At 70.8% G+C, this 9451-nt stretch carries 7 protein-coding genes, 1 tRNA gene and 1 pseudogene; 8 read left to right on the top strand and 1 reads right to left on the bottom strand.

Annotated elements, in window-relative coordinates:
* The first annotated feature begins 7 nt into the window (after window positions 1-7).
* Window positions 8-619: an SMI1/KNR4 family protein gene (locus tag ABZ192_RS13115; protein WP_356924569.1), complete on the top strand. Its 612-nt coding sequence runs from the start codon at window positions 8-10 to the stop codon at window positions 617-619.
* Window positions 620-1012: 393 nt separating this feature from the next.
* A pseudogene (locus tag ABZ192_RS13110) lies at window positions 1013-1429 on the top strand (hypothetical protein); the annotation flags it as partial.
* A 734-nt stretch (window positions 1430-2163) separates the two neighbouring features.
* Here the strand turns inward: ABZ192_RS13110 and ABZ192_RS13105 are convergent.
* Window positions 2164-2235, bottom strand: a tRNA-Arg gene (locus tag ABZ192_RS13105).
* Window positions 2236-2398: 163 nt separating this feature from the next.
* Between ABZ192_RS13105 and ABZ192_RS13100 the strand changes: the two genes are divergently transcribed.
* The 6 genes from ABZ192_RS13100 to thrB all read left to right on the top strand — a co-directional run bounded on the left by ABZ192_RS13100 (window position 2399) and on the right by thrB (window position 9178).
* Window positions 2399-2875: a response regulator gene (locus tag ABZ192_RS13100; RefSeq protein WP_356924568.1), complete on the top strand. Its 477-nt coding sequence runs from the start codon at window positions 2399-2401 to the stop codon at window positions 2873-2875.
* A 114-nt stretch (window positions 2876-2989) separates the two neighbouring features.
* Entirely contained in the window at window positions 2990-4039 is a 1050-nt protein-coding gene (gene nrtL, locus ABZ192_RS13095) for an ArgS-related anticodon-binding protein NrtL (RefSeq protein WP_356924567.1), read from the top strand.
* A 13-nt stretch (window positions 4040-4052) separates the two neighbouring features.
* Window positions 4053-5444, top strand: coding sequence for a diaminopimelate decarboxylase (gene lysA / locus ABZ192_RS13090; protein ID WP_356924566.1), 1392 nt, complete (start codon window positions 4053-4055; stop codon window positions 5442-5444).
* A 152-nt stretch (window positions 5445-5596) separates the two neighbouring features.
* Window positions 5597-6889: a homoserine dehydrogenase gene (locus ABZ192_RS13085; RefSeq protein WP_356924565.1), complete on the top strand. Its 1293-nt coding sequence runs from the start codon at window positions 5597-5599 to the stop codon at window positions 6887-6889.
* 6 nt (window positions 6890-6895) lie between these two features.
* Window positions 6896-7954: a threonine synthase gene (thrC, locus tag ABZ192_RS13080; protein WP_356924564.1), complete on the top strand. Its 1059-nt coding sequence runs from the start codon at window positions 6896-6898 to the stop codon at window positions 7952-7954.
* 294 nt (window positions 7955-8248) lie between these two features.
* On the top strand, window positions 8249-9178 hold the full coding sequence (gene thrB, locus ABZ192_RS13075; RefSeq protein ID WP_356924563.1) for a homoserine kinase: 930 nt from the start codon (window positions 8249-8251) through the stop codon (window positions 9176-9178).
* Window positions 9179-9451: the final 273 nt, after the last annotated feature.

Here is a 9451-nt window from a genome sequence, read left to right as displayed (position 1 = left end):
CGGCGCCATGACGGCATGGGACGACCTCCAGCGCGTCATGCCTCCCACGGCGGCGAGCGACACCCGGATGGACTGGGACCGTGTGGCGCGGTCCTGGGGCAAGCAGTTCCCGCCCGACTACCGTCGGTTCCTCGACGTGTACGGAGCGGGGTCGGTCGAGGCATGCCTGGCGGTCCTGGCGCCCTACTCCAAGGGAGAGTCGTCCGCACCGGGGTCCGACGCCATGGCCGAGGAGACGGCCAACGCCAAGGGAGCCTGGGGCAGGATCCCGAAGGCCCCCGAAGCGGCCGGCCTGGATCCGGCGCTGATCGCGTGGGGGGTCTCCAGCGCGGCCGACATCCTGTGCTGGGACACCTCGACCGAGGACCCGGTCACCTGGCCACTGCTCGTGTACAACAGGGACGACAACCTCTGGCGACGCTACGACTGCGGGGTGGTCGAGTTCTTCGTGCGCGTCATCCGGGCGGAGTTCGACGACTGTCCGCTCGGAGACCTCTCCTTCTGGGGTACGGACTCGGCTCTCTTCCTCAACGAGGCGGAGCAGCGACGCCGCCTCGCCCAGGGCCTTGACCCGTGGACCGGTGAACCCGATCCGTACGCGGGCATGTCCTGGAGTTGACGTGAACAGGTGTGGGCCGGGCCGGGCTCCGGCCCGGCCCACACCGGCCTGGGTGCTCAACTGGTCGGATCCGGCGTCCTGGACCGCATGGGCGACACCGGGGGGACGTCTTCCGTCACTGCGAGGAGCACCGGCAGGAGCAGCCCTGCAATCGGCCTCGATTCCCCTGGCCCGCCCGCCGGCCGGGTGCGTGCAACGCGTCGGACCAGTCCGGCTCCCCGTCACGCCGACGCCGACCAACGAAAGAGCAAAAGGTTGTACGCGTCCTGTGACCTTCATGTGTGTGAATCAACACGCCTGTGACCCGTGATGTTGGTGACGCGACATCCGCTTGATCGATCGGGAGTTCCGCAAGCAGGACTCCCGACTGAGCGAGCGGAGGGGTGGGGTCCCATGAGCCCAGTGGACGGACATGTTCCGGAGGCCGAAGTGATGCGGTCGTGCGCCGCGAGGTTCGTCGCCCGCGTCACCGCCCGCACCCGGCTGCCGCTGGACTACTCCGTGGCCAGCCTGCGGATCGTGGACTTCCTGATCGACGGGCTGCGCAAAGGCGGGGCCGGACGCGAGCAGGTGGGGGACACTCTGTTCGGGCTCGGCGCCTACGTCGGTGAGGTGCTCGTGCGCCGTGCGGGGGCGGTGTGGGTGGACTTCGACGCCGACCAGCGCACCTACTTCGTCCAGCCGGTCGGGGTGCAGATGCCGGACGGCCGGGTATGGAACCCGCTCGGCAAGGTCCGCAACCGCTTCGACCACGGCGGACCCGGAGAATCGCTCCAGACTTTCTATCTGACGCTGCACGGTCGGGCCAAGGGACGTCGCGTGAGGAGCACCTCTGCCGCGCTGGCGGTGCTGCTCGCCGCAGCGCTGACCGGCTTCGCCGACTCGTCGGACGAGGGCCAGCCCGTCGAGTTCGCACGGCGCACGGCTCAGAGCCCGCTGACCGCCCTCGCCTAGCCTCGCACCGCGTTCCGAGTTCCTCGCCCGCGCCAAGGAGGCGACGACCGGACACAAGGGCCGGACGTTCGCGGTGTGACCGCGCCCCGATCTTCCGCCGGACCACCCTGAGCAGGGCTTTCCTGTGGTGCGTCGCTCCCGCAGGCACCCCTCGGGTAGGCACCCGTTCGGTCGCCACGGCCACCGCCCATGCCCGGTCGCCGAACGCGGGAGCCGGCACCCGGCGCTGCTCGCCCGGAACGTCCGCCAGGGGGCAGCGACCCGCCCCCGCCCCCTCCGAGTGGCGGTTGACGTCCTGCCTTCGGTGGCGACTTCGCCGTTTTTTTGGCCGCGGCACTGACGGTGATCGCGGTCGTGTTCTTTTTGGGCGGCTGCCCCGGCGGGCGGCCGGGCAGGGTTGGCGGCGTGCTGTGCTGAAGTGAAAGCGACGCGCCCCTGGATCGGGGCAGGGTGGGAGTCCAGTCCTGGACGTGACGAGCGAGGGCCGAGCCAAGCGCCGTTGTCCTAGAGAAACGCACCAACGGCGGGCGTCGTCGTGAACGCAAAAACTCCCGACCTGTATTTCTGCAGGCCAGGAGATTTTCCCGGAGTGCCCCCGGCAGGATTCGAACCTGCGCACACGGCTCCGGAGGCCGTTGCTCTATCCCCTGAGCTACGGGGGCGTGTCCGTCGCGTTGCTCGCGGCGACGGGTAGAACACTACCAGCTCCCCCGGGATGGTCATGAACGGGTTTCCGCTGTCGGGGGCGGGGTTGCGGGTCGCTCGGTCGGGGTGGAAGTGGGGAAAACCCGGACGCGGTGGCCGGGGTCGACCTACTCTCGAGTTGTGCCAGGCGCGTCGGGCCGGGTGCTTGTTGTGGACGACAACAAGGTCATCCGGCAGTTGATCAGGGTCAACCTCGAGCTGGAGGGGCTGGAGGTCGTGACCGCGGCCGATGGTGCCGAGTGTCTTGATGTCGTTCATCAGGTGCGGCCCGATGCAGTGACCCTCGATGTCGTCATGCCCCGGCTGGACGGGATCCGGACCGCCGCCCGTCTGCGAGCCGATCCGCGGACCCGTGACGTGCCCCTCGCCATCATCAGTGCCTGTACGCAGTACGAGGTCGAGGCCGGGCTGGAGGTGGGCGTCGACGCCTTCCTCGCCAAGCCGTTCGAGCCCGCCGAACTCGTAGGGATGGTACGGCAGTTGATCGAGCGGGAGCGGGGCGGGGGGAGGCAGGGGGGCGGTGGTGGGAGCGCGCCCGCTTACGGGTCCGTCCTCGGTGCGGGGGAGGCCGAGCGGGCCGGGAGTGCCGGCAGTTGATCCGTCCTCTGAATGGCTCGCTGAGCGATCCGACGGTCGAGGGCCCCGTCCACATCCCGGACCCTCTGCAAACCGGTTCGCATACCCGCCCCCTTCCTCCCATACGCTTGTCCCGTGACCCCCGTCGAGCTCTCCCGCACCGTGCTGCACGCCGTGCGCCGCGCTGTCGACGAGGGTGAGCTCAGCGTGACCGTGCCGGAGCGGGCCGTGGTCACTCCGCCGGGGCCCGGGGGCTGTGGCGATTACGCCACCGGCATCGCCCTCCAGCTGGCCGGCGCGGCAGGACAGCCGCCGCGGCGCGTGGCCGAGATCCTCAGGGCCCGGCTCGCCGCTGAGGCCTTCATCGACGACGTCGTCGTCACGGGGCCCGGATTTCTCAACTTCAGCCTGGAGCGCGACGCCTCCGCACTCCTCGTCGAGGAGATCCTGCGGCGTGGGCGGCGGTACGGCCACACCGAGGGGCTCAGCGGGAGCATTGTGCGGCTCCGGTGCCCGGCCGAGGTCCGTGCCGTCGTCGTCGCGGATGCCCTGGCCCGCGTGCTGCGCAGCCAGGGCGACCTCGTACGCGTGACGTGCGACGGCGGGCCCGCGCCGGAGTGGGAGACCGGCCTCGGTGTGGATGCCGGCCATTCCGGCAGTTACCCCGGCTCCCTCCCCGACCTCGACGTCACTCTCCACCCCGCCCCCGCCCCCGCCGACCCCCTCCCCCTCGGCCGCGACGCCGCCCGCTGGGCGCTGCTGTACCCGGCCGTGCACGACCGGGTACGGATCACCGGCGATCATCTGGCCCAGCGGGAGGCCAACCCCCTCTTCCGCGTCCGGTACGCCCACGCCCGCACCCGGGCGCTCCTGCGCAACGCCGCCGACCTGGGCTTCCACCCCGAGCCCGGCCCCGTGAGCGACGCGGAGGCACTGCTCGCCGTACTCGGCGACCACCCCCGCGTCCTCGCCGCCACCGCCGCACACCGCGGCCCCGACCGCCTGGCCCGGCACCTCGTCACCGTCGCCGACGCCACGCTGCCGCTGCTCCCGGCCGTGCTGCCCCTCGGCGACGAGAAACCCTCGGCCGCCCACCGTGCCCGGCTCGCCCTCGCCGAAGCCGCCGGGGCGGTGCTGGCCGGTGGCCTGTCCCTGCTCGGCATCGACGCACCCGACCATCTCTGAAAGACGACCGATCATGAGCCGTTCCGCCCACCCCGCCGGGCCCCGTCACGCCGACGTCCTCCCCGAGGGCCACTACTCGGCCCCGCCCGCCGACCTCAACGCCCTGGACCCGGAGGTCTGGGCGCAGACCGTGACGCGTGACGAGCACGGTGTCGCCACCGTCGGAGGGATTCCCGTCACGCGGCTCGCCGAGGAGTTCGGCACCCCGGCCTACATCCTCGACGAGGCCGACTTCCGGTCGCGCGCACGTGCCTGGCGCACCGCGTTCGGGACCGACGCCGACGTCTACTACGCCGGCAAGGCGTTCCTGTCCCGTGCCGTCGTGCGCTGGCTGCACGAGGAGGGGCTGAACGTCGACGTCTGCTCCGGCGGCGAGCTGGCCACCGCCCTGTCCGCCGGCATGCCCGCCGACCGCATCGCCTTCCACGGCAACAACAAGTCCGTCGACGAGATCACCAGGGCAGTCGAGGCCGGTGTGGGGCACATCGTGCTCGACTCCTTCCAGGAGATCGCCCGCGTCGCCCACATCGCGCAGGGCCTGGGTAAGCGGCAGAAGGTCCTGATCCGGATCACGGTCGGTGTCGAGGCCCACACCCACGAGTTCATCGCCACGGCCCACGAGGACCAGAAGTTCGGCATCCCGCTGGCCGGCGGGCAGGCCGCCGAGGCCGTACGCCGTGCCCTCGCGCTCGACGGGCTGGAACTCGTCGGCCTGCACAGCCACATCGGTTCGCAGATCTTCGACATGTCCGGGTTCGAGGTCGCCGCGCACCGGGTCGTCATGCTGCTGAAGGACGTGCGCGACGAGCATGGCGTCGAGCTGCCCGAGATCGACCTCGGCGGCGGGCTCGGGATCGCGTACACGAGTGACGACGACCCACGCGAGCCGCACGAGATCGCCAAGGCACTGAGTGAGATCGTCAGCCGTGAGTGCGAGGCCGCCAAGCTGCGCACACCGCGCATCTCCGTCGAGCCGGGCCGCGCCATCGTCGGCCCGACCGCCTTCACGCTCTACGAGGTCGGCACCACCAAGCCCCTCGACGGACTGCGGACGTACGTCTCCGTCGACGGCGGCATGTCGGACAACATCCGTACCGCGCTGTACGACGCCGAGTACAGCGTCGCGCTGGTCTCCCGCACCTCCGACGCCGAGCCGATGCTCGCCCGGGTCGTCGGCAAGCACTGCGAGAGCGGGGACATCGTGGTCAAGGACGCGTTCCTGCCGGCCGACCTGGCACCGGGTGACCTCATCGCCGTACCGGCCACAGGCGCCTACTGCCGGTCCATGGCCAGCAACTACAACCACGTGCTGCGGCCGCCGGTCGTCAGCGTGCGGGACGGCGAGGCCCGGGTGATCGTCCGCCGCGAGACGGAGGAGGACCTGCTGCGTCTCGACGTCGGCTGAGCGGAGGCCGAGGGACACGGGGCGGAAGATCTCCTGTCTTCCGCCCCCGCACAAATGAAATAGACATCTCACGATCCGGACCGGGGGCAGAAACTCCCGTCCGGTGAGTGAGACTGGTTGCACCGTAGACGGTAAAGAGGAAACGAGGTCGGATGATGCGTACGCGTCCGCTGAAGGTGGCGCTGCTGGGCTGTGGAGTGGTCGGCTCAGAGGTGGCGCGCATCATGACGACGCACGCCGACGACCTCACGGCCCGGATCGGGGCCCCGGTGGAGCTGGCGGGCGTGGCCGTGCGGCGGCCCGACCGGGTCAGGGAAGGCATCGACCCGGCCCTCGTCACCACCGACGCCACCGCCCTCGTCAAACGCGGCGACATCGACGTCGTCGTGGAGGTGATCGGCGGCATCGAACCGGCGCGGACCCTCATCACCACCGCCTTCGAGCACGGCGCCTCCGTCGTCTCCGCCAACAAGGCGCTGCTCGCCCAGGACGGAGCGGCCCTGCACGCCGCCGCCGACGAGCACGGCAAGGACCTCTACTACGAGGCCGCCGTCGCCGGTGCCATCCCGCTGATCCGGCCGCTGCGCGAGTCCCTCGCCGGCGACAAGATCAACCGGGTGATGGGCATCGTCAACGGCACGACCAACTTCATCCTCGACAAGATGGACTCGACGGGCGCCGGGTATCAGGAGGCCCTCGACGAGGCCACCGCCCTCGGATACGCCGAGGCCGACCCGACCGCCGACGTCGAGGGCTTCGACGCCGCCGCCAAGGCCGCCATCCTCGCCGGCATCGCCTTCCACACGCGCGTGCGCCTCGACGACGTCTACCGCGAGGGCATGACCGAGGTGACGGCGGCCGACTTCGCCTCCGCGAAGGAGATGGGCTGCACCATCAAACTGCTCGCCATCTGCGAGCGGGCCGCGGACGGGGCGTCCGTCACCGCGCGCGTGCATCCCGCGATGATCCCGCTGAGTCACCCGCTGGCCTCCGTGCGCGGCGCCTACAACGCCGTCTTCGTGGAGTCCGACGCCGCCGGGCAGCTCATGTTCTACGGCCCCGGAGCGGGCGGTTCCCCCACGGCCTCGGCCGTGCTCGGCGACCTCGTCGCCGTCTGCCGCAACCGGATCGGCGGCGCGACCGGACCGGGTGAGTCCGCCTATGCCGCGCTGCCGGTGTCGCCGATGGGCGACGTGGTCACGCGCTACCACATCAGTCTCGACGTGGCCGACAAACCGGGTGTTCTCGCCCAGGTCGCGACCGTCTTCGCCGAGCACGGAGTCTCGATCGATACGGTTCGCCAGTCGGGGAAGGACGGCGAGGCCTCCCTCGTCGTCGTCACGCACCGCGCGTCCGACGCCGCCCTCACCGGGACCGTCGAGGCGTTGCGCAAGCTCGACACCGTGCGTGGTGTCGCCAGCATCATGCGGGTTGAAGGAGAGTAACCAGCAATGACCCACCAGTGGCGCGGAATCATCGAGGAGTACCGGGACCGGCTTCCGGTATCCGACACCACGCCGGTCGTGACGCTCCGCGAGGGCGGCACGCCGCTCGTGCCCGCGCAGGTGCTCTCCGAGCGCACGGGCTGCGAGGTCCACCTCAAGGTGGAGGGCGCGAATCCGACCGGGTCCTTCAAGGACCGCGGCATGACCATGGCCATCACGCGGGCCAAGGAGGAGGGCGCGAAGGCCGTCATCTGCGCCTCCACCGGCAACACGTCCGCCTCCGCCGCCGCGTACGCCGTGCGGGCCGGGATGGTCTGCGCCGTGCTCGTGCCGCAGGGCAAGATCGCGCTCGGCAAGATGGGCCAGGCCCTCGTGCACGGCGCGAAGATCCTCCAGGTCGACGGCAACTTCGACGACTGCCTCACGCTCGCGCGCGGCCTGAGCGACAACTACCCCGTGGCGCTGGTCAATTCGGTCAACCCGGTGCGTATCGAGGGCCAGAAGACGGCCGCCTTCGAGATCGTGGACATGCTGGGCGACGCGCCCGACATCCACGTCCTGCCGGTGGGCAACGCGGGCAACATCACGGCCTATTGGAAGGGCTACCAGGAGTACGCCGCCGACGGCGTCGCCACCCGGACCCCCCGCATGTGGGGCTTCCAGGCCTCCGGCAGCGCCCCGATCGTGCGCGGCGAGGTCGTCAAGGACCCGTCGACGATCGCCACCGCCATCCGCATCGGCAACCCGGCCTCCTGGCAGTACGCGCTCGCCGCGCGGGACGAGTCGGGCGGCTTCATCGACGAGGTGACGGACCGTGAGATCCTGCGCGCCTACCGGCTGTTGGCCTCGCAGGAGGGTGTCTTCGTCGAGCCCGCGTCCGCCGCGTCCGTCGCCGGCCTGCTCAAGGCCGCCGAGCAGGGCAAGGTCGACCCGGGGCAGCGGATCGTGTGCACCGTCACGGGCAACGGCCTGAAGGACCCCGACTGGGCCGTCGCCGGTGCCCCGCAGCCGGTCACCGTACCCGTCGACTCGGCGGCCGCGGCGGAGCGCCTCGGCCTGGTCTGACGTGCGCCGACGCTCCGAGCGCCGGTGTAACGCCCGACACGTTCCGGCGTAAGAGGGCGCTTCACCGGGGAGGTTCCCTACGGGGGGTGCACAGGGGGCTTACGACACGCATCGTGCGCCTCCTGTGCGCCCTATGTCGCCACAGAACCTTCCTTCGATAGGCTGTACTGAACCCGCCCGCCGCATATGCCGCGGAGCCGCGCCGTCTCCGCGGCCCCCAGGGTTCTCGTACACCATCGAATGTCCATCCCACGTCATTCGACCATCACGCAGCTCAAGGAGAGTCATCGAGCGATGGCCGGTCCAGCGTTCCGAGCCGCCGCCGTCCGGGTGCGCGTCCCCGCCACCAGCGCCAACCTCGGCCCGGGCTTCGACGCCCTCGGCCTCGCGCTGGGGTTGTACGACGACGTGGTCGTCCGGGTGGCCGACTCCGGGCTGCACATCGACATCGCGGGTGAGGGCAGCGAGACACTCCCGCGCGACGAGCGGCACCTTCTCGTACGTTCCCTGCGCACCGCCTTCGATCTGCTGGGCGGACAGCCGCGCGGCCTGGAGATCGTCTGCGCCAACCGCATTCCGCACGGCCGGGGCCTGGGCTCCTCCTCGGCCGCCATCTGCGCCGGCATCGTCGCCGCCCGCGCCGTGACCATAGGCGCCGAGGCCAAGCTCGACGACACGGCGCTGCTGGAACTCGCCACCGAGATCGAGGGCCACCCCGACAACGTCGCCGCCTGTCTGCTGGGCGGCTTCACCCTGTCCTGGATGGAGGGCGGCGCGGCCCGGGCGATCAGGATGGAGCCCGCCGATTCCATCGTTCCGGTGGTTTTCGTGCCGGGGAAGCCGGTACTCACCGAAACAGCGCGCGGCCTGCTGCCGCGCACCGTGCCGCACGTCGACGCAGCCACCAACGCGGGCCGGGCCGCCCTGCTCGTCGAGGCCATGACGCGGCGTCCCGAGCTGCTGCTGCCCGCCACCGAGGACCGCCTGCACCAGGAGTACCGTGCCCCGGCCATGCCCGAGAGCGCGGCACTGGTGGAGCGGCTGCGGGCCGAGGGCGTCCCCGCGGTGATCTCCGGCGCCGGCCCGACGGTCATGGCGCTGGCCGACCCGGGCACCGCCGACAAGGTCGAGGCCCTGGCAGGCGCGGACTGGGCCGCGAACAGGCTGAGTCTCGATCCGCAGGGCGCGGTCGTGTTGCCGCTCGCGACCTCCACCGACATTTAAAAGCGCACGGTTGCCGGATTTCGAGAGGGGGAATGTTTGTTGGATCCGGTAGTGTTAACCTCAAGTCTGCACCCGACCCCACCACGGCGAGGTGCCTCGTGTCCCCGTCCGGGACAGACATTCTTCCGGGAGCCCCCCAAGCCGCACTGTGTTCCGTACGTCGGACCGTACGCCGTACACGGACACTGAGCGGGGCGCAGGGCACGCTCCGGAACCGGTGCGACCACGCCGCGTGACACTGACACTGGGTGTCACGGCATATGGAAGCGCCAT

This window comes from Streptomyces sp. NPDC006235 (assembly GCF_040613735.1).
In the GTDB taxonomy this organism is placed as follows: domain Bacteria; phylum Actinomycetota; class Actinomycetes; order Streptomycetales; family Streptomycetaceae; genus Streptomyces.
Note: the sequence above shows the minus strand (reverse complement) of the source record. Positions and strands in the feature narration are given on the sequence as shown.